We start from the raw sequence: 18,027 nt of genomic DNA, 5'->3' as shown, positions 1-18,027 counted from the left end.
GGCGGGATGTCGGGACGCCGGGCGCCGGGCACGCCGAGCGCCGGGGACGCCCGGACGCCGACGCGCGGGCTACTCGGCGTCGGGCCAGAGCGGCTCGTCGTCGGGTGCCGGCTCGCCGAGCGGCACGACGAGGATCGGCCGCGGCTGGCGGTGCGCGAGGCGCGCGGCGACCGACCCCGTGAAGAACTCGCGGATGGACTCGCCGAAGCCGCGCCGCCGCGTGCCGATGACGATGAGGCGCGCGTCGGACTGCTCCGCGAGGTGCTTGATGGCCATGGCGGGATCGCCGACCAGCTGCCGCACCGACCACTCGAGCCCGCTCGCGGCCAGGTGCTCCTCCGCCGTCTTGCGCACCTGGGCGAGCTGGGCCTCGCCGGAGGCGATGTCGAGGTCGATGGGGGCGGAGTGCACGTACCCGTCCGGGTCCTCGTACGTGACGAAGCGGGTCACGTCGACGTGGACGACGATGAGCGGTGCGCCGAAGAGCTTGGCGTAGCGGGCCCCCTCCTTCAGGACCCGCGAGGGCTGGTCGGGGATGACTCCCACGATCACCGCACGGGCGGGCACCGGCGTGGCCGCCCCGGCATCCGTCGTCGTGTCCTCAGCCATGTCCGCACCGACCTCTCTCGTCCACCCGAGCCACGATCGCCCACAGGCGCCGTGGTATCCTGAATGCTATTCTGACCGGCCTCGAGCCGGATTGTGAACGCGACGGGCCTGCCGCATAGCCCGCGACTCGGAAATGAGGGGGTCTCGCATGGGGCGTGGCCGTCAAAAGGCGAAGCACACCAAGATTGCTCGCGAACTCAAGTACGACACCTTCAACGTGAATCTTTCCGCGCTGGAGAAGGAACTCGGCCACCCCGACGACGAGCAGTACGTCGACAAGTGGGCCGACGAGTACGAGGACGAGAAGGCCTGAGGCCGTCCCCTCGACCGCGCCGCCGTTCGGCGGCGGTCATTGCCATGCGCCGTGGCGGCGCTCCCACTCGTCCTCGATCGTCCGCGGCCGGACGGCGCTGATCGCGGCCGGGATCACGGCCGCGACGACGACCGCCAGCAGGATGAGCGACCCCGTCCAGTCACCGGTGGCATCGTGCAGGATGCCGACGGCGAGCGGCACCGTCGCCGCGATGGCGTAGCCGACGCTCTGGACGAAGCCGCTCAGCGCGACGGTCCCCTCGTGCGTCCGCGTGCGCAGGCTGATCATGACGAGCGACAGCGGGAAGAGCAGAGGCGCGACCCCGAGCAGGGCGGCCCACGCCCACGGGGCGGCGGCCGGCGCGAAGAGCAGGCCCGCGAGCCCGCCGAGGCCGGCCAGCACCGCGATCGTGAACAGCGCCGGCAGCGCGCGGTAACGGGTGACGAGCACCGGCACGAGGAGGGAGGCCGGCAACCCCATGACAGCGAACAGCGACAGCATCCCTCCGGCTTCCGCCGGCGTCACCCCGGCGAGATCGATGAGCATCGTCGGCAGCCACGCGAAGCTCGTGTAGGCCACGCACGAGGACACCAGGAAGATGACGGTCAGCGCCCACGCCAGCGGCAGCCGCCACAGACGCCGGAAGACGCCCGGCGCGGCCGACGCGAGGTCCGGCGCCGCCGAACCCCCGCGGTCCCGCAGGAGCATCGTCATCCAGGGGATGATCGCGAGGAGGGCGAACACGCTCCACAGCGCGAGCGAGAAGCGCCACCCCGCCGCGTCTGCCACCGGCACGGCGAACAGCGGCGGCAGGAACGTCGAGAACGACATCGTGGTCGTGTACACCGTCGTCATGAGCCCGATGCGGTCGGGGAAGTGCTTGTTCACGAGCGGCGGCAGCAGGATGTTGCCCATCCCGACGCCGGCGAAGATCAGCGCCGTGCTGAGCACGAGTGCCGTGGCGTCACCGGCGAGGCCGCGCGCGACCAGGCCGATCGTCACGACGGCGAGCGCGAGCACGCTCGTCCGCTCCAGCCCCCAGCGCCGCTCGATCTGGGGGGTGAGGATGCCGAAGAGCGCGAAGCAGACCGGCGGCGCCGTGCCGATGAGCCCGATCGCCCAGGCCGGAACGGAGATGTCGGCCTGGATCTGGTCGACCACCGGCGAGAGCGAGGCGACCGCCGAGCGCAGCGAGAACGCGAACAGCGCGATGCCGAGGAGCGCCAGCGTTCGGCCCTGCCAGACGGGACGGGTCGTCATCGTGTCGGTCACCGGTCAAGCCTAGGTGCGTCCGGGCGACTCACCATCCGTCGCCGTAGAGGTCAGGACTCCTGCGATCCCTCGACCCAGGCGAGGTACTCGTCGCTCACGGTGCCCGTGACATAGCGGCCGTCGAAGCAGCTCATGTCGAGGTCTTCGACGTCCGGCGAGCCCTCCAGGATGGCCGCCTTCAGGTCGTCGATCTCCTGGTAGACGAGGTAGTCGCAGCCGAGCTCCTCGGCGATCTCCGGGATCGTCCGGTCGTGCGCGACGAGCTCCTGGCGCGAGGGCATGTTGATGCCGTAGACGTGCGGGTAGCGGACCGGCGGGGCGGCGGAGGCGAACGTCACCGACTTCGCACCGGCATCCCGCGCCATCTGGATGATCTCCTTCGACGTCGTGCCGCGCACGATGGAATCGTCGATGAGCAGCACGTTCTTGCCCTTGAACTCGCTCGACATGGCGTTCAGCTTCTGCCGCACGCTCTTCTTCCGCACCGCCTGGCCGGGCATGATGAACGTCCGCCCGATGTAGCGGTTCTTGTAGAAGCCCTCGCGGTACTCCAGTCCGAGCTTGCGCGCCACCTGCATCGCGGCGGGGCGGGACGAGTCGGGGATCGGCATGACGACGTCGATGGCGCCCTTCGGCGTGTACTTCGCGATCGTGTCGGCCAGGCGCTCACCCATCCGCAGCCGCGCCTCGTACACCGAGATGCCGTTCATCTCGCTGTCCGGCCGGGCGAGGTACACGTACTCGAACGAGCACGGCGCCAGGCGCGGGTTCGCGGCGCACTGCTGAGTGTGCAGGCGCCCCTCAAGGTCGATGAAGACCGCTTCGCCGGGGGCGACGTCGCGGACGACCTCGAAGCCGCCGTTCTCCAGCACGAGCGACTCGGATGCCACGATCCACTCGTAGCGGCCGTTCGCGGCCTTGCGGGTGCCGAGGATGAGCGGCCGGATGCCGAACGGATCGCGGAAGGCGAGGAGCCCGTACCCGGCGATGAGGGCGATGGACGCGTACGATCCCTCGACCCGCTCGTGTACGCGACCGACGGCACGGAAGATCTGCTCGGGGTCGAGCTCGAGACCCGAGATCGAGGACTGCAGCTCGTTGGCGAGGACGTTGACGAGCAGTTCGGTGTCGGAGCTCGTGTTGAGGTGCCGCCGGTCGTTGCGGAACAGCTCGTCGGTCAGCTCGCGCGTGTTGGTGAGGTTGCCGTTGTGCACGAGAACGATGCCGTACGGGGCGTTGACGTAGAAGGGCTGCGCCTCCTCCTCGCTGGATGCCGTCCCCTTCGTGGCGTACCGCACGTGGCCGAGGCCGATCGTGCCGAGGAGGGAACGCATGTCGCGGGTGCGGAAGGCCTCCCGGACCATTCCCCGCGCCTTGGCGAGGTGGAACACGCCGCTCGGCTCGGCCGTCGCGATGCCCGTGGAGTCCTGCCCACGGTGCTGGAGGAGCAGCAGGGAGTCGTAGACATCCTGGTTGACGTGTCCCTGGCCGACGACACCGACGATTCCGCACATATTGCTACTTGGCCATTCCGTGTTGCTCAGTCTGATTCTGAATAGCTGCCGACGAGGCGCACGGCACCGCCGTCGACACCCTTCGCCCCCTGCTCGTACTCGCCGTCGGGTCGCGTCGCGGTCGAGACCTCGCCGACCTGCCACGCGGCGATGCCGTCGGCGGACAGCGCCGCGACCGCGGCCTCCGCCTGATCGGCGGCGACGACCGCGAGGAACCCGACGCCGAGATTCCAGGTGCCTTCGGTCTGCTCCAGCGACAGGTCGCCGAGATCGGCGAGCACGCGGAAGACGGGCGAGGGGGACCAGGTCGACCGGTCCACGTCGACCCAGGCCTCCTGCGGCAGCACGCGCGCGAGGTTGGCCGCGATGCCGCCGCCGGTGACGTGGCTGAGCGAGTGGATGCCGCCGCCGAGCGCGTCGATCGCGCGGAGCAGGGGCGCCGTGTACAGGCGCGTGGGCTCGAGGAGCTGCTCGCCCCACGTGCGGCCGAAGTCGGCGGCGTTGTCGCCGTAGCCGATGCCGGCCCGGGCGACGATGTGGCGCACGAGCGAGTAGCCGTTGGAGTGCAGACCGCTGGAGGCCAGGGCCAGCACGACGTCGCCGTGCTGCACGTGCTCGGCGCCGAGCACCCGGTCGGCCTCGACGATGCCGGTCGCCGCGCCGGCCACGTCGTAGTCGTTGATGCCCAGGAGGCCGGGGTGCTCCGCCGTCTCCCCGCCGACGAGCGCGGTGCCGGTCGCGGCGCAGCCGTCGGCGATGCCGCGCACGATGTCGGCGATGCGCTGCGGGAACACCTTCCCGCAGGCGATGTAGTCGGTCATGAAGAGGGGCTTGGCGCCCACCACGACGATGTCGTCGACGACCATGCCGACGAGGTCCTGGCCGATCGTGTCGTGCTTGTCGATGGCCTGCGCGATCGCGACCTTCGTGCCGACGCCGTCGGTGCTCGTCGCCAGCAGCGGGCGACGGTAGCCGGTGAGCGCGGAGGCGTCGAAGAGACCGGCGAAGCCACCCACTCCGCCGAGGACTTCGGGCCCGTGGGTGCGCCGGACAGCCGACTTCATCAGCTCGACGGCGAGGTCTCCCGCCGCGGTGTCGACGCCGGCTTCGGTATAGGGATTGTGGGGAGTGGAGGCCACGCGTTCAGCCTACCGGCCCCCCGGCCGCCGCCGCGCCGTCGGCCCGGTCCGCACCGGCCCCGCCGCCATAGGATGTGGGCATGAACGCCGGAGGGCCGGAGTGGGTCGTGCGCGAGGAAGCCGGGCTGCCCGTCCTCGTGATGCTCTACCTGCGCCAGGTGCTCGGCATCCGCTCACCGGAGGAGCTGCCGCACCTGCGCGGCATCCCGAGCGGCCTGCCGCGGACGGAGGAGGCGCAGGCCGTCCTCGAGCGCCAGTGGCGGGCCGTCTGGGCGATGACGGTGGAGCCGCAGGCGCACCCGTCGCCCGTGCCCCTCGATCTGGTCGACGGGTTCGACATGCTCATCGCGCTGCCCACGCAGGGGTATGACGAGCTGCGATCGGCCATCGCGCCCTTCGGTGAGGATGCCGTCGACTACGCGCGGCACGCGCACGACCGGTACCGCGCGACGGCGCATGTCGGGACGGGGACGTCGTACCGCGCCTACGCGAGCGCCATCGCCCAGCACGAGCGGCACGTGGGCCGCCGGGCGCACTCGTTCGAGCTGAACGTGCAGGTGCTGCCCCTGGCTCAGCGCGGCGTGTGGTGGATCGGGTCGCTGACGATCGCGGTGACCGACAGTCTGCGCGGGGATGTCGTCGCGTTCGACGCGGCGATCGGCCCCGTCATCGCCGACATCGCGTAGCCGTCACTCCTCGTCGAGGACGTGCTGGTGGTCGATCAGCACGTCGCGGGTGCGTCGACTGAGCCGCCGGTCCAGGATGAGCGCGACGGTGATGCCGACCGCCATCCCGATGGGGATGCACGCGAGCGCGACGAAGCCGAACACCTGTCCGGTCGAGTAGGTGACGCCCGCGTCGCTCGTGTCGGCCGTGCCGTCGAACGCGAAGGTGAGGATGAGGGCCAGGAGCAGGCCGAGAGCGGCGCCCACGGCGAGGAAGACCCCGTACCGGGGGCTGCGGCGCAGCCGCGCCGTCTCGATATGCTCCGGGGCGGGATCGGTCATGGCATCCATTGTCCCACCGTGCGGGCGGGCGGGCGCGCGGGTGCCCCGCGCCGGCGGCGACGCGGGGCGACCCTCGAGGCGGCCGGAGCTCAGACGGTGCCGTCGGGTTCGGCGCCGGCCGCGCGACGACGCCGGGCGACGACGACGGCGACGACCGCGACCAGCAGGACCAGGCCACCGAGCGTCCACGGCCACACCGGTGCCGCGCTCTCGTCGGCGTCGGCCTGCGCGGGGGCAGCCGCCGCCGCGGCCGCGCCGCCGTCGTCGGTCGCGGGCACGGCCGCGACCGTGCAGTCGGCGGGGACCGGGATCCGGGCGGTGATCGGGTCGAGCTCTTCGCCCGCGCCGTAGGTGCCGAACGCGGCGGCGCCGGCCTCGGTGAGGGTGGCGGGCACGCCGCTCAAAGCCAGCACCCCCTCTTCGACGGTGAGCTCGCCCAGGGGGAACTCCGCGAAGCGGACGTCCTTCTCGGAGGCCTCCACGCCGGACTGGGTCGCGCCGGAGACGTCGACGACGAGGTAGCCCACGTCTCCCGCGAGCTCGAGGCGGACGTCGCTCAGCAGGGTGTCGAGCACACCCTCGTGGCCGGTGAACTCGATTCCGCCGCCGTAGCTCACGAGGCCCGTGCGCGCGTCGAGGTCGAGCGTGCCGGAGCCGCTGGTCCAGACGAAGTCGGGGTACTCGTAGGCGACGTCGGTCAGCTGCCAGCCGCCACCGGCGATGCCCTCCAGGTAGGTGCGGAACGACTCCTCGAAGCCCCAGTTCAGCGACGCGCCCTCGGCGAGGGAGGCCCCGAGCGTGGTCGCCTGCACCGCCCGGTCGAGCGTGAAGACGATGCCCCGGTCGATCGAGCCCTGGAAGGTGAGGGTGTGCGTGCCGGCCTCGAGGGTCGCGGGAAGGCTGCCGGCCCACGTGGCGACGCCGTCGGCATCCGCCGTCACGGTGCCGAGGAGGATCGGTGTGGAGTAGACCACGATGGCGATGCCGGTCTCGTTCGGCCGGAAGCCGGGCACGCGGATCGTGACCTGGCCGCCCGCCTGGAGCGCGTCGAGGGTCTCATCGTCGACGTCGATGCCGGTCGTGGCCGGAGGCGTCGCGGGCAGCGCGGCAGGCTTCGCGGCGGATGCCGTCGCGATCGTGCCGGTCGACCCGCCCGGCGCGGAGGCCGGCGCGCCGATCGTGAAAGTCACGGGGTTGAGCGACGTGGCGTATCCGCTGAGCACCTGCGAGAGTCCCGCGCCGGTCAGCGCCGCCGGCGCCGCCGTGTAGGTGACGGCGCCGCCGTCGACGGTCTTCGCGGCCGCACGCAGGTCGAGGGTCGCGAACGCGACCTGGGAGCCGCCGGCGGTGACGTAGAGCGTCGCGGCGGTGGCGGAGGTGACGCGGATCTGGGGTTCGCGATCGTCACGTCGAGCACGCCGTGGTGCCCCGTGAAGCGCACGGCTCCCGCATAGGAGACGGTCCCGAGGCCCGTCTTCGCGTCGTACGTGCTCCCGGCCGCCTGACCGAACTGGAACTGGCCGCCGGAGCGGGTCGACCCACCCGAGACGGTGATGGCGCCGCCGGCGATCGGGCCGGTCACGTATTCGGCGAACGAGGACGAGATCGCCCAGCGGAGGGATCCGCCGCGCACCGTCGCTGCCGGGGCCTCGGCGGTCGCACCGAGGTGGTGACCCTGCTCCTGACCGGCATCGCGATCAACGCCATCGGCGGCGCAGGGCTCGCCTTCTTCACCTTCCTCGGCACCAACGCGACGCGCGAGCAGATCGTCTTCTGGCAGCTCGGATCGCTCAACGGCGCGCTGTGGCCGAGCCTCGGCCTGGTCGCGCCCCTCGTCGCGATCGGTATCGTCGTCGCCCTCGTCGTCGCGCGTTCGCTCGACCTCTTCGCGCTCGGCGAGCGCACGGCGCGGCACCTCGGGGTGCGCGTCGAGCGGCTCCGCATCGTCGTCATCGTCACCGTCGCCCTCCTCGTGTGCGCGGCGGTCGCCTTCGCCGGCATCATCGCGTTCGTCGGGCTCGTCATCCCGCACCTGCTGCGGATGACGATCGGGCCCGCGCACCTGCCCCTCGTCATCTCCTCCGCCCTCGGCGGCGCCCTGCTCATCGCGGTCGCCGACCTCATCGCGCGGACGGCGGTGCCGCTGGCCGACATGCCGATCGGCATGATCACCTCGCTCGTCGGCGGGCCGTTCTTCCTCTGGCTGCTCGCGCACGCGGTGCCGGTCGGGGGGCTGGGCGTGACGGCGCGGCTCGTGGCGACAGGCGTCACCGTGCGCCCCGAACCGGGCGGTCCGGCGATCCTGCAGGACGCGTCGATCCAGGTGCGCGCCGGCGAGGTCCACGCCCTGATCGGGCCGAACGGCGCCGGGAAGTCCACGCTGTTCGCCGTGCTGGCCGGCGACGTGGTGCCCGAGTCGGGCACCATCACCCTCGACGGGGCGGCACTGCGCGGCATCCCGCCCCGCGAACTCGCCCGCCGGCGAGCGGTCCTGCTGCAGCAGAACGCGGTGTCGTTCCCGTTCACGGTCGAGCAGGTGGTGCGGATGGGCCGTGCGCCCTGGGCGCGCACCCCCGCGGAGGACGATGACGACGCCGCCGTCGCCGCCGCGATGGCAGCGACCGAGGTGACGCCGCTCGCGGCACGGTCGGTGTCGTTCCTCTCCGGCGGCGAGCGTGCACGCGTCGCGCTGGCGCGGGTGCTCGCGCAGGGCGTCGACGTGCTGCTGCTCGACGAGCCGACCGCCGCGCTGGACCTCAAGCACCAGGAGGACGTGCTGCGCCTCGCGCGCGACCGGGCACGGGAGGGCGCGGCTGTGGCGATCGTGCTGCACGATCTCGGCGCCGCCCTCGCGTATGCCGACACCGCGACGCTGCTCTCCCGCGGACGGGTCGTCGCGAGCGGAGCCCCGTCCGACGTGCTCACCCCGGCCTCGATCGAGGAGGTCTACGGGCAGGCGGTGGACGTGTTCCCGCACCCCGTGACCGGAGTGCCGCTCGTCGTCGCGCGGCGCTGACCCGCCCGGCCGGCTAGGGCCGGAGCGGAAGCAGCCCGGCGAGGTCGGCCCGCGTGCCGGACGCGCGGATCCGGCCGGCCGCGACGGCATCCCCCCACGACTCGGTTCCGGTGGCGAGGGCGATCCACGTCGCGGGGTCGGTCTCGACGACGTTGGGCGGGGTGCCGCGGGTATGACGCGGACCCTCGACGGCCTGCACGGCCCCGAACGGCGGAACCCGCACCTCGACGGAGTTGCCCGGCGCCTTCTCCGCGAGCAGCTGCAGGAGGTAGCGGACGGCCGTCGCGAGGTCGGTGCGGGCGGGCGACGCGGCCGCGGCGACCGCGGCGAGCGCGGAGCGGCCGTCGTCGGTGGAGATCCGGCGGGGCATGCCGACCACGGTACCCGTGCCGCGCCGCACCGGCCTCGGTAGGGTGGCATGGTGAGAATCCTGGTCCTCGGTTCGGGCGCGCGCGAGCACGCCATCATCCTGGCGCTGCGCGCCGAGGACGCGGGACACGAGGTGTTCGCGGCCCCCGCCAACGCCGGCATCGCCGCCGACGCAGCACTCGTGCCCGCCCTCGACATCACCGCCCCCGGCGCCGTGACGGAGTACGCGGACGAGGAGCGCATCGACCTCGTCATCGTCGGCCCCGAGGCGCCGCTCGTCGCGGGCGTCGCCGACGCGCTGCGGCAGCGCGGCATCCCGGTGTTCGGGCCCGGCAAGGCCGCCGCGCAGCTGGAGGGCTCGAAGGCCTTCGCGAAGCGGATCATGGAAGCAGCGGGCGTCCCGACCGGCCGCGCGGTCCGCGCGCACACCCGCGCCGAGGTCGAAGCGGCACTGGACGAGTACGGCGCCCCGCACGTCGTGAAGGCCGACGGCCTCGCCGCCGGCAAGGGTGTCGTCGTCACGGACGACCGCGCCGCGGCGCTCGCGCACGCCGATGCGTACCTCCCGAGCGGCCCGATCCTCATCGAGGAGTTCCTCTCCGGCCCCGAGGTCTCGCTCTTCTTCGTCTCCGACGGCGACACGGTGCGGGCGCTCAGCCCCGCGCAGGACTTCAAGCGCGCGTACGACGGCGACGCCGGCCCCAACACCGGCGGCATGGGCGCCTACTCGCCGCTGCCGTGGCTCGCCGGGGCTTTCGGCGGCGAGGAGGAGTTCGTCGCGGAGGTCACCCGCACCGTCGCGGAGCCCGTCATCCGCCAGCTGGATGCCGAAGGCACGCCGTTCATCGGGCTGCTCTACGCGGGGCTCATCCTCACCGAGCACGGCATCAAGGTCATCGAGTTCAACGCCCGCTTCGGCGACCCGGAGACGCAGGTCGTGCTGGCCCGCCTCGCGACGCCCCTGTCGAGCCTGCTCATGGCTGCAGCCAGCGGCCACCTCGAGGACGAGCCGGCACCGCAGTTCGCCGAGGCCGCCGCGGTCACCGTCGTCCTCGCGAGCGAGGGGTACCCGGAGGCGCCTGTCACGGGGCGTCCGCTGCACGGGCTGGAGGCCGCCGCGGCCGTGGAGGGCGTCCACCTCGCACACGCCGCGACCGCCGAGGAGGACGGCAGGCTGGTCGCGACCGGCGGGCGGGTGCTCAACGTCGTCGCGCTCGGCAACACCTTCTTCGAGGCGCGGGACCGCGCCTACCGCGCACTGGCGGAGATCACCCTCGAAGGGTCGCACCACCGCACCGACATCGCAGCGCAGGTCGCGGAGTAGCTCCCGCCCGCCGCCCGCAGCGCTCCCGGCGCCGCCCCAAATGTGAACCATCGGCAACCGGCGCGTGCGGAACCGGTGGGCGGTATCCGTTGCCGCCGGGTGCGACCTCGGGGCATGCTGGACGAACCCGTCCGGCGACCCCGTCCGCCGCGTCCGGCACGGCGGCGTGCGCGTGCAGACCGAGACGCATCAGGACCGCGGCGGTGAGGAGCAACTGATGGGCGATCGGGTCGGGATCATCGGCGGCGGCATCGTCGGCATCGCCCTCGCCCGGGCGCTCGGCGCCCGCGGCGCCGAGGTGACCGTCCTCGAGAAGGAGGGGCGGCTCGCGGCCCACCAGACGGGACACAACTCCGGCGTCGTGCATGCCGGCCTGTATTACAAGCCGGGTTCGCTCAAGGCCATCCTGTGCGCGTCGGGACGGGCCTCCATGCGGGAGTTCTGCCAGGAGAAGGGGCTCCCCTTCCGCGACATCGGCAAGCTCGTCGTCGCGGTCGACGAGTCGGAGATCCCGGCGCTGAACGAGATCGAGCGCCGCTCGATCGAGAACACCGTCCCGGGCCTGCGCCGCATCGACGACGTCGCCGAGCTCCGCGAGATCGAGCCGCACGTCGCCGGCGTCGCCGCCGTGCACTCCCCGAAGACCGCCGTCGTCGACTACGCCTCCATCACGGATGCCATGGCGCAGGACGTCCGCGCCACCGGCGGCGACATCCGCCTCGGCCACGAGGTCACCGGCATGAAGCTCGAGAACGGAAAGGTCCGCGTGACCACGCCGATCTCTGAGCACGTCTTCGACCGGGTCATCGTGTGCGCGGGCCTGCAGTCCGACGTCGTCGCGAGGTTCATCGGCGCCGACCCGTCGCCGAAGATCCTGCCGTTCCGCGGGGAGTACTGGGAGCTCGCACCGGAGCGGACCGACCTCGTGAAGGGCATGATCTATCCCGTGCCCGACCCGCGGTTCCCGTTCCTCGGGGTGCACTTCACGCGCGGCGTCTACGACAACGTGCACGTCGGCCCGAACGCCGTCCCCGCGCTCGCCCGCGAGGGGTACAACTGGCTGCAGATCTCTGTGAAGGACACGTTCCAGTCCCTCGCGTGGCCGGGCGCCTGGCCACTCGCCAAAGAGCATTGGAAGATGGGCGTCGACGAGATCTCGTCCTCCCTCATCAAGCCCCTCTGGTACCGCAAGGCGAAGCGGTTCGTCCCCGAGCTGAAGATGAGCGACCTCACCCACAAGCACGGCGCGGGCGTCCGGGCGCAGGCCTGGGGTCGCGCCGGTGAGCTGCTCGACGACTTCGCCGTCGACCGCGTCGGCCCCGTCACGCTCCTCCGGAACGCCCCGTCGCCGGCGGCCACGAGCTCGATCGCCATCGCGGACTACGTCCTGGAGCATTACTTCGACACGACTCCCACGTCCTGAGGCTCGTCGCCGCGCGCGGACGGAGGTTCAGGTTACGGACCGTGCACAGCGCTGCGCGCGTCCGTGGTCGTGGGGTGGTTTGCTTGGGGTGGGGTTTCTGCCCGCCCCACCCCCGAACAAGGAGCCCCCATGACGGATGCCGCCCCCGCACGCCGACCGCAGCGACCGGCCGAGGACCCGGCCTCCCCGTTCTACCGGGCAGGCGGGCGCAATCGGTTCACCGCACGCGACGCCGTCGTCACGGCGGTGTCCCGGCCGGTCGACGAGTTCGTGCGGGTGACGCTGTCCGGGCCTGATTTCCACGACTTCACCAGTTCCGGCCCGAGCGACCACGTCCGGGTCTTCTTCCCCGATCCGGTCTCGGGCGAGCTCGTCGCGCCCACTGCTGTCGGTCGGGACGAGGACGGCATCGTCCGGCCCGATCGCCCCGTCATCTCCCGGGACTTCACGCCGCTGCATCCGCGGGAGGACTCCTCCGGCGCGCGTTTCGTCGACATCGATCTGCTGCTGCACGCCGACCCGGGGCCGGCCGCGGCGTGGGCGGAGCGCGCGCAGGTCGGTGACCGCCTCGTCGTCGTCGGTCCGCGCGGCTCGAAAGCGGCACCGCAGGCCGCACCCCGCGTCCTCTGCGTCGTGGACGGCACGGCGCTGCCTGCCGCCGGGCGCTTCCTCGCCGAGGTGCCGGCCGAGACCGAGGTCGAGATCATCGCCGACATCGCCGGGGACCTGGAGTGGGTGCGCGCCTATCTCGCGCAGGAGGGCGGCCGCACGGCATCCGTCACGGCGGCAGGAGACGACCTCGTCGCCGCCGTGCAGGAGGCCGGGATCGACGCCGGGACCTATCTGTTCGCCGCCGCCGAGGCGGGGCGCCTCGTGCCGCTGCGTCGATACCTTCGCCGGGAGCTCGCGCTCCCGCGCGCGCAGTACGCACTCAGCGGGTACTGGAAGGCCGGGCTCGCGGGCTTCGACCACCACGCGCCCATCGACCCGGACGACCCGGAGGACTGAGCGGGACGACCGGCGGGGGTGTAGCCGCCGGGCGGGCCCGGTTCAGCGGGTCAGGTGGGCCGGGCGGCGGAGGAAGACCACCGCGACGGCGCCGACGAGGAGCGCGGCGGCCGGCAGCAGGGTCGCCTGCGCCATCGCCGTGGAGAAGCCGTCCGCGACGAAGTCCGGCAGCGTGCCGGAGCCGAAGCCGATCTCCGCGTCGCCCGCGCCCGGGAGGTTCGCCTCGAGGCGCCCCTGCATGAGCGCCGCGATGGACGCCGATCCGAGCACGGAGCCGACCGTGCGCATCGTGTTGTAGACGCCGGATGCCGCCCCCGCCTGCCGGGGGTCGAGGTTGCGGGTCGCAGTGGTCGCCAGCGGACCCCAGATGCCCGCCTGCCCGGCGCCCAGCAGGAACGACGGCAGCAGGAACATCCAGATCTCGGTCTCGGTGTTCATCAGCAGCGCGTACCAGACCAGGGCGGCCGCGGCGAGGAGGAGACCGGGCAGGAGGATGAGGCGCGGGTCGACGCGGTCGAGGACCCGCCCGGCCAGGGGGGAGAGGACGCCCGCGGCGACCGCCATCGGCACGAGCAGAAGCGCGGCATCCGTCGGCGTCAACCCGCGGGCGAGCTGCAGGAAGAACATCAGCGGCAGCGCCATGCCGGATGCCATGAAGCCCACCGTCACGATGCCGATGCCGGAGACCGAGAAGTTGCGCTCCCGGAAGAGCGACATCGGCACGAGCGGCTCGCTGCGGGTGCGGAACTGCTGCCAGACGAACCCGCCGAGCACGACGACACCGCCCAGGATGAGCGACCACACCCAGGGCGCCCAGTCGTAGTGCTCCCCCTCCTGCAGGCCGAAGACGATGAGGAAGAGCGCGACGGCGCTCAGGATGACGCCCACGATGTCGAAGCGGTGCGCGTGGGTCTCGAGCTCGGGCACGAGGATCCAGGCGAGGACGAAGCCGACGATGCCGACCGGGATGTTGACGAAGAAGATCCACTCCCAGCCGAGGCCGTCGACGAGGAAGCCGCCGGCCAGCGGGCCCACGAGCATCGCGACGCCGGAGGTCGCTCCCCACAGGCCCATCGCCGCGCCGCGGCGCTCGGGCGGGAACGTGCGCGTGATGACGGCCATCGTCTGCGGCGTCATCATGGCGGCGCCGAGGCCCTGCACGGCGCGCATGCCGATCAGCATCCCGAGCGACGTGGACAGGCCGCAGCCGAGCGAGGCGAGCGTGAAGACGGCGAGACCCACGAGGTAGACGCGGCGCGGGCCGAAGCGATCGCCGAGCCGGCCGGTGATCAGGAGCGGCACGGCGTAGGCGAGGAGGTAGGCCGAGGTCACCCACACGACGTTGTCGAGGTTGCCGGTGTCGGGGTCGAGCGCCGCCTTGATCGCGGGGTTCGCCACCGACACGATCGTCGTGTCGACGAGGATCATGAAGAACCCGATGACGAGCGCCCACAGGGCGGGCCAGGGGTTGCGGGTGGCTGCGGCCGGTGTCGCGACCGTGGGGCGGCGGGTGTCTGCGTCGGTCATGCGAGCACGCTTTCTCGGTAGGCGGTGAGGCGTTCCCGCGTGGTGGGGGGAAGTTCGTGGATTCCCCAGGCGGTGCCGGGGTCGGCGAGACGGGTGAGGAGCGTGTCGAGCCACGCGAGGTCGGCGTCGAGGAGGGCGGTCTCGCGCTCGAGCTCGACGAGGAACTGGAAGGGGACGCCGCGGTCTTCCGCGGCGGTCACGCCGCTACGCAGGTCCTGCCGGTGGGCGGCGAGTGCGTCCCGCCGGAGGGTCAGGAGCCGCGCGACCTCCTCGCGGGGCAGGACGTGGGCCTCGGCGAGCGCGACGCGGTGCTCCATGAGGTTGTCGATGCGCGGCAGCTCACGGCGGAGCCAGGTCGTCTCCGCGCTGCGTCCGGTATCCGTGAGCGAGTAGGTCGTGCGCTCGGGGCGGCCGCCCTGCCGGTCGACGCCGACCGGGACGATGAGGCCGTCCCGCTCAAGACGACCGACCACGTGGTAGAACGTGCCGTTGGCGATGCTGACGAGCCGGTCGTCGCGCCGCTCGCGGATCAGACGCCGCATCTCGTACGGGTGCATGTCGCCTTCGCGCAGCAGGCCCAGGATGACGACGGCCAGCGGTGTGAGCGTCACTGTCGGCCCTCCCGCCTCGCTTAGTCCAGATGGACTATACCGCCTGTCTGCGACGGGGCTATCGTGCGGGCATGACGGATGCCGTGGCGCGTGCCCTCTTCGATCCGATCGCGGACGCGTACCTGGCGCGCGACGGGTCGACATCGGGCCCATGTTCGGCAGCGAGGGGCTGCGGATCCGGGGCAAGGTGTTCGCCTTCGTCGGGCATCGCGGGGACCTCATCGCCAAGCTGCCGGAGGAACGCGTGACCGAACTGGAGGCGTCGGGGCAGGCGGAGCGCATGGTCATGCGCGAGCGGATGCTGCGCGAGTGGGTGATCGTCGGCGTGGAGCGCGGGGAGCTGTGGTGGCCGATCGTCGACGAGGCGTTCGCGTTCGTGGACGCGATCACGCCGTAGGGGGTCTTCCCCAACACCCACGGCCCAGCATCTCTCCACAGGTCGGCGATCGCATCCTCTGAGTGTCGTAGGTATGTTCTACTCTCGGAGACATGGAAGACACTCTCACCGGCATCGCGGAGGCGCTCGCGGCGCTGGCCGCTGCGGGCGGGGGTCGCGCGCCGGAGGTGCTCACGCCGGGCGAGCTGATCGCCGTCAACGACGCCTTCGGAGCGCTCAAACGCCATGTCGATGCGGCGTTCGCGCCCGTCGCCGCCGAGATCGCGCGCCAGTCTCGCGCCGAGCTGGGGCGCGACTCGCTGGCCCGCGTCCAGGGCTTCCGCACTCCGGCGACGCTCATCGCGGCGACGACGGGGACGACGGTGGGTGATGCCATCCGGATCGTGCAGGTCGGCGAGGCCACGGCGCCCCGTCGCGCGCTGACCGGCGAGGCGCTCCCGGCCAAGCACCCGCACGTCGCCGCCGCGCTGCACGCCGGCGTCATCGGCGTCCCCGCATCATCGGCCATCGTGACGCTGCTCGACCGCGTCGCCGTCCGCGCCGATGCCGACGCGCTGGCCGAGATGGAGGAGCGACTGGTCGCCGCAGCGCCGGGTCTGCGACCCGACCAGCTGCAGAAGCTCCTGGTGCGCGCCGAGGCGATCCTCGATCCCGACGGCGTCGAACCGCGCGAAGCCGAAGTGCGTGCCGACCGGTCGCTGCTCATCCAAGAGCGGGACGGCATGGTGCTCCTGACCGCCCGCCTCGACCCGGAGACGGCGGCACCGGTCAAGGCCGCCATCGAGGGGCTCGTGACCGCGGCCATCCGCCGCAACGAGCAGGCCGACGATGCGGAGGCCGACCAGCGATCCGTGCGTCAGATGCAGGCCGACGCGCTCGGCGACCTCTGCCGGCACGCGCTCGGCTGCACGCAGCTGCCGACGCTGCCCACGACGACGGTCGTCGTGCGGATGAATCTTGAGACACTCCTCGATGGCGTGGGAACGGCCACCGTCGACGGCATCGACCAGCCCCTCTCGGCGGCGGCCGTGCGGCGGATGGCGGCCGATTCCGAAGTCATCCCGTGCGTCCTCGGCGCTGACGGTGAGATCCTCGACTGGGGACGCGCCAAGCGCCTCTTCACCCCGGCGCAGAAACTGGCCCTCGGCGAGCGCGACGGCGGCTGCGCGTCGTGCGGCGCTCCCCCGGCCCGCTGCATCGTGCACCACATCCGGTGGTGGGCCCGAGACCGCGGGCCCACCGATCTCCGCAACGGCATCCTGCTCTGCACCGCGTGCCACCACCGCATCCACGACGACGGGTGGGAGATCCGGGTCGACGGCACGGGCGTCGCGGCGCGGGTGTGGTTCGTCCCGCCGCCGTGGCTGGATCCCGCCCGACGGCCACGGCTCGGCGGTCGGGCGCGGTACGACCTCGTCAGCTGAGGCGCGGGGGGGAGAGCTCTGTCCGGGGACCGTGTCGGAGCCGGGGCGCTGGCTCAGGGATGCGGGCCGCCCGGTCCGCCGCCGGGCGCGCCGCCCGCCGTCGGGGCGGTGCGGGTGTCGACGCGGACGGACAGCGCCGCCGTGTAGCCGGCGCGGGGGTCGCCCGCGACGGTCGCCAGCTGCAGGGCGGCGGAATCCTCGCCGAAGACGTTGTCGGACGCCAGGGAGATCCCACTGAGGTTGCGCGCGGAGCCGGCGTAGCCGCTGCCGGCGTAGACGGCGTCGAGCATCTCCTGCGGGAACGCGAGCTGCGAGGTCGCGAGGGCGCTCGTCGAGTCGGTGATCGAGGCGACGTCCGGATAGACCTCGAAGTGGATGTGCGTCCAGCGGCCGGTGTAGCAGCCCGGCACGATCGAGCGGAAGGTGACCGTGCCGTCCGCCCCGGCCACCTGCACGCCCCGGAGGTACGTCTCGTCCTGCACCCCGTCGGAGTACATCGAGTACCGGCCCTCCGCGTCGCAGTGCCACGCGTACACCGCCACCCCCGCGAAGGGCCGGTCGCCGTTCGCGGTGTCGGTGATCGCGAGGGTGAAGCTGAGCGGCACGCCTGCGGCCGTGGCCCCTCCGCCCAGGCTCGAGGTGATGTCGCTGCGGACGATGCCGGTGCGCTCGAGCACATCCGGTCCGTTCGAGCCGTCGCCCGGGTACGGGCCGGCCGTCTCGTCGGGGATCTCCCCCGCGGGTAGCGCGGCGTCAGGCTCCGCGGTGGCGGACGGGGTCGCGGACGGGGCCTCGGAGGGCGTCGCCGCGGGTGTGCGGGTCGCCGCCGGTCCGGCGCCGGTCGCAGACGGGGCGCAGGCGGCGAGGGTCACCGCACCGAGCCCGATCCCGACGAGACTCAGGATGCCGCGTCGACTCACGAGCGTGCCGAGATCGAATGCCGCGCCCTGGTCCACGACCTCCTCGTCGGCGCGGTGCAGGAGACGGCCCTCGAAAGCGGGGCCGTCCGGGGTCTGGTCGGGTTCCGGGATCATGATCCGAGTCTTCTCCGCGCGATCATCGGCATCCTTTCCC

The 18,027-nt window shown here is 72.5% G+C and carries 19 protein-coding genes and 1 pseudogene; 9 read left to right on the top strand and 11 right to left on the bottom strand.

Translation table 11 applies throughout. From position 1 onward, the window contains the following. Window positions 1–69: 69 nt before the first annotated feature. Window positions 70–609, bottom strand: a complete 540-nt coding sequence (locus MSA03_RS05675; protein ID WP_028497187.1) for a universal stress protein — start codon at window positions 607–609, stop codon at window positions 70–72. Between the two features lie 148 nt (window positions 610–757). On the opposite strand from MSA03_RS05675, the gene MSA03_RS05670 reads away from it, so the two are divergent. Next, window positions 758–922: a DUF3073 family protein gene (locus tag MSA03_RS05670; RefSeq protein ID WP_081782822.1), complete on the top strand. Its 165-nt coding sequence runs from the start codon at window positions 758–760 to the stop codon at window positions 920–922. Between the two features lie 36 nt (window positions 923–958). Here the strand turns inward: MSA03_RS05670 and MSA03_RS05665 are convergent, their stop codons facing one another. From MSA03_RS05665 to purM, 3 genes are all read right to left on the bottom strand, one after another. Further along, window positions 959–2,182, bottom strand: a complete 1,224-nt coding sequence (locus tag MSA03_RS05665; protein ID WP_147049972.1) for an MFS transporter — start codon at window positions 2,180–2,182, stop codon at window positions 959–961. Between the two features lie 62 nt (window positions 2,183–2,244). Then, window positions 2,245–3,708, bottom strand: coding sequence for an amidophosphoribosyltransferase (gene purF / locus MSA03_RS05660; RefSeq protein ID WP_028497185.1), 1,464 nt, complete (start codon window positions 3,706–3,708; stop codon window positions 2,245–2,247). Window positions 3,709–3,734: 26 nt separating this feature from the next. Then, on the bottom strand, window positions 3,735–4,847 hold the full coding sequence (gene purM / locus MSA03_RS05655) for a phosphoribosylformylglycinamidine cyclo-ligase (protein ID WP_028497184.1): 1,113 nt from the start codon (window positions 4,845–4,847) through the stop codon (window positions 3,735–3,737). Window positions 4,848–4,927: 80 nt separating this feature from the next. On the opposite strand from purM, the gene MSA03_RS05650 reads away from it, so the two are divergent. Next, on the top strand, window positions 4,928–5,533 hold the full coding sequence (locus MSA03_RS05650; protein ID WP_147049946.1) for a zinc-binding alcohol dehydrogenase: 606 nt from the start codon (window positions 4,928–4,930) through the stop codon (window positions 5,531–5,533). Between the two features lie 3 nt (window positions 5,534–5,536). Here MSA03_RS05650 and MSA03_RS05645 read toward each other — a convergent pair whose 3' ends face one another. The 3 genes from MSA03_RS05645 to MSA03_RS14675 all read right to left on the bottom strand — a co-directional run bounded on the left by MSA03_RS05645 (window position 5,537) and on the right by MSA03_RS14675 (window position 7,487). Further along, window positions 5,537–5,854 carry a potassium transporter Trk gene (locus MSA03_RS05645; protein ID WP_147049945.1) on the bottom strand — a complete coding sequence of 106 codons (318 nt, stop codon included), beginning with the start codon at window positions 5,852–5,854 and terminating at the stop codon, window positions 5,537–5,539. Between the two features lie 89 nt (window positions 5,855–5,943). Further along, complete coding sequence (locus tag MSA03_RS05640) at window positions 5,944–7,044, bottom strand: HtaA domain-containing protein (protein WP_170245456.1); 1,101 nt, start codon at window positions 7,042–7,044, stop codon at window positions 5,944–5,946. 53 nt (window positions 7,045–7,097) lie between these two features. Further along, a complete protein-coding gene (locus MSA03_RS14675; RefSeq protein ID WP_170245455.1) occupies window positions 7,098–7,487 on the bottom strand; it encodes an HtaA domain-containing protein in 390 nt (129 codons plus the stop codon). A gap of 21 nt (window positions 7,488–7,508) precedes the next feature. Here MSA03_RS14675 and MSA03_RS14475 point away from each other — a divergent pair. Both MSA03_RS14475 and MSA03_RS05630 read left to right on the top strand, forming a co-directional pair. Then, a pseudogene (locus tag MSA03_RS14475) lies at window positions 7,509–8,097 on the top strand (FecCD family ABC transporter permease); the annotation flags it as partial. Further along, window positions 8,073–8,870 carry a heme ABC transporter ATP-binding protein gene (locus MSA03_RS05630; RefSeq protein ID WP_244946332.1) on the top strand — a complete coding sequence of 266 codons (798 nt, stop codon included), beginning with the start codon at window positions 8,073–8,075 and terminating at the stop codon, window positions 8,868–8,870. The pseudogene MSA03_RS14475 and the gene MSA03_RS05630, both read left to right, overlap by 25 nt. 13 nt (window positions 8,871–8,883) lie before the next feature. On the opposite strand, the gene MSA03_RS05625 is transcribed toward MSA03_RS05630, so the two are convergent. Beyond that, the gene (locus tag MSA03_RS05625; protein WP_028497177.1) at window positions 8,884–9,240 is read right to left on the bottom strand and encodes a sterol carrier family protein; all 357 of its coding nucleotides are present in this window, start codon (window positions 9,238–9,240) and stop codon (window positions 8,884–8,886) included. A 51-nt stretch (window positions 9,241–9,291) separates the two neighbouring features. Between MSA03_RS05625 and purD the strand changes: the two genes are divergently transcribed. From purD to MSA03_RS05610, 3 genes are all read left to right on the top strand, one after another. Continuing rightward, entirely contained in the window at window positions 9,292–10,563 is a 1,272-nt protein-coding gene (gene purD / locus MSA03_RS05620; RefSeq protein ID WP_147049969.1) for a phosphoribosylamine--glycine ligase, read from the top strand. A 217-nt stretch (window positions 10,564–10,780) separates the two neighbouring features. Next, entirely contained in the window at window positions 10,781–11,986 is a 1,206-nt protein-coding gene (gene lhgD, locus MSA03_RS05615) for an L-2-hydroxyglutarate dehydrogenase (RefSeq protein WP_147049943.1), read from the top strand. Window positions 11,987–12,115: 129 nt separating this feature from the next. Beyond that, entirely contained in the window at window positions 12,116–12,994 is an 879-nt protein-coding gene (locus tag MSA03_RS05610) for a siderophore-interacting protein (protein ID WP_147049942.1), read from the top strand. A 42-nt stretch (window positions 12,995–13,036) separates the two neighbouring features. On the opposite strand, the gene MSA03_RS05605 is transcribed toward MSA03_RS05610, so the two are convergent. Beyond that, window positions 13,037–14,521: a DHA2 family efflux MFS transporter permease subunit gene (locus tag MSA03_RS05605; RefSeq protein ID WP_147049941.1), complete on the bottom strand. Its 1,485-nt coding sequence runs from the start codon at window positions 14,519–14,521 to the stop codon at window positions 13,037–13,039. Continuing rightward, window positions 14,518–15,132 (bottom strand): PadR family transcriptional regulator, encoded by a 615-nt coding sequence (locus MSA03_RS05600; RefSeq protein WP_244946331.1) that lies wholly within the window; start codon window positions 15,130–15,132, stop codon window positions 14,518–14,520. Before MSA03_RS05600 ends, MSA03_RS05605 begins: the two co-directional genes overlap by 4 nt. A gap of 151 nt (window positions 15,133–15,283) precedes the next feature. On the opposite strand from MSA03_RS05600, the gene MSA03_RS05595 reads away from it, so the two are divergent. Next, window positions 15,284–15,529 (top strand): TfoX/Sxy family protein, encoded by a 246-nt coding sequence (locus MSA03_RS05595; RefSeq protein WP_244946330.1) that lies wholly within the window; start codon window positions 15,284–15,286, stop codon window positions 15,527–15,529. 92 nt (window positions 15,530–15,621) lie between these two features. Then, complete coding sequence (locus MSA03_RS05590; RefSeq protein WP_147049940.1) at window positions 15,622–16,953, top strand: HNH endonuclease; 1,332 nt, start codon at window positions 15,622–15,624, stop codon at window positions 16,951–16,953. 53 nt (window positions 16,954–17,006) lie between these two features. Here MSA03_RS05590 and MSA03_RS05585 read toward each other — a convergent pair whose 3' ends face one another. Next, window positions 17,007–17,987 (bottom strand): intradiol ring-cleavage dioxygenase, encoded by a 981-nt coding sequence (locus MSA03_RS05585; RefSeq protein WP_147049939.1) that lies wholly within the window; start codon window positions 17,985–17,987, stop codon window positions 17,007–17,009. Window positions 17,988–18,027 lie beyond the last annotated feature (40 nt).

It is taken from the genome of Microbacterium saccharophilum (assembly GCF_007992455.1).
In the GTDB taxonomy this organism is placed as follows: Bacteria; Actinomycetota; Actinomycetes; order Actinomycetales; family Microbacteriaceae; genus Microbacterium; species Microbacterium saccharophilum.
Note: the sequence above shows the minus strand (reverse complement) of the source record. Positions and strands in the feature narration are given on the sequence as shown.

Excerpts from the sequence above, each read along its gene's own strand:
- MSA03_RS05670 (WP_081782822.1), top strand. The coding sequence starts at position 758 with ATGGGGCGTGGCCGTCAAAAGGCGAAGCACACCAAGATTGCTCGCGAA.
- MSA03_RS05590 (WP_147049940.1), top strand. The coding sequence starts at position 15,622 with ATGGAAGACACTCTCACCGGCATCGCGGAGGCGCTCGCGGCGCTGGCC.
- MSA03_RS05650 (WP_147049946.1), top strand. The coding sequence starts at position 4,928 with ATGAACGCCGGAGGGCCGGAGTGGGTCGTGCGCGAGGAAGCCGGGCTG.
- MSA03_RS05595 (WP_244946330.1), top strand. The coding sequence starts at position 15,284 with ATGTTCGGCAGCGAGGGGCTGCGGATCCGGGGCAAGGTGTTCGCCTTC.
- MSA03_RS05610 (WP_147049942.1), top strand. The coding sequence starts at position 12,116 with ATGACGGATGCCGCCCCCGCACGCCGACCGCAGCGACCGGCCGAGGAC.
- MSA03_RS05675 (WP_028497187.1), bottom strand. The coding sequence starts at position 609 with ATGGCTGAGGACACGACGACGGATGCCGGGGCGGCCACGCCGGTGCCC.
- lhgD (WP_147049943.1), top strand. The coding sequence starts at position 10,781 with ATGGGCGATCGGGTCGGGATCATCGGCGGCGGCATCGTCGGCATCGCC.
- purF (WP_028497185.1), bottom strand. The coding sequence starts at position 3,708 with ATGTGCGGAATCGTCGGTGTCGTCGGCCAGGGACACGTCAACCAGGAT.
- MSA03_RS05605 (WP_147049941.1), bottom strand. The coding sequence starts at position 14,521 with ATGACCGACGCAGACACCCGCCGCCCCACGGTCGCGACACCGGCCGCA.
- MSA03_RS05665 (WP_147049972.1), bottom strand. The coding sequence starts at position 2,182 with ATGACGACCCGTCCCGTCTGGCAGGGCCGAACGCTGGCGCTCCTCGGC.
- MSA03_RS05645 (WP_147049945.1), bottom strand. The coding sequence starts at position 5,854 with ATGACCGATCCCGCCCCGGAGCATATCGAGACGGCGCGGCTGCGCCGC.
- MSA03_RS05585 (WP_147049939.1), bottom strand. The coding sequence starts at position 17,987 with ATGATCCCGGAACCCGACCAGACCCCGGACGGCCCCGCTTTCGAGGGC.
- MSA03_RS05625 (WP_028497177.1), bottom strand. The coding sequence starts at position 9,240 with ATGCCCCGCCGGATCTCCACCGACGACGGCCGCTCCGCGCTCGCCGCG.